The 498-nt window shown below is 29.1% G+C and carries 1 protein-coding gene; it reads right to left on the bottom strand.

The window, feature by feature from the left end:
- Positions 1-39 precede the first annotated feature (39 nt).
- The coding region (locus WFZ85_RS16080; RefSeq protein WP_342697267.1) for a hypothetical protein at positions 40-498 on the bottom strand (459 nt) is incomplete at its 5' end.

The raw sequence follows: 498 nt of genomic DNA, 5'->3' as shown, positions 1-498 counted from the left end.
TATGATGCTTTACATAGGAACGGCTGTTACCAGTAGTTTTTATATTCTGTTTTCGATTAAAATTAAAATTAGTCCAATAACGCATATCGTCGTAATTGCTTTTTCCATACTTATCAAAGGTTTTCTTTTCAAAAAACCATATGGAAGCATAACCAGTCCAATTGCAACTAAAAAATATGACCATTTGCTGTCACTATCTTTAAGTTCGGTTCTTAATTCAATGTCTATATAATTTTTTCCGTCTTTTGTTAATCCGTAAACGTCATTATAATCATTCCAAAGACTATGTTCGTTTAATTCTGAAACTTCAGATTTCAAAACTTTAAGTTCAATATTATCTCCAGATTTAATATCGGTTTTAAATTCTTCGTGATTTGTTGCTTCATAAGTCATAGACGTAATTTTGAATTCTCGGCTATATTCTTTTGTTGTTAGAATAATATCTCTGTAAGTTGTCGACTTAATTTTATATTCGTCATATTTCGGTGGACTTTTTAA

This window comes from Flavobacterium aureirubrum (assembly GCF_038739835.1).
Classification (GTDB): Bacteria; Bacteroidota; Bacteroidia; order Flavobacteriales; family Flavobacteriaceae; genus Flavobacterium; species Flavobacterium aureirubrum.
Note: the sequence above shows the minus strand (reverse complement) of the source record. Positions and strands in the feature narration are given on the sequence as shown.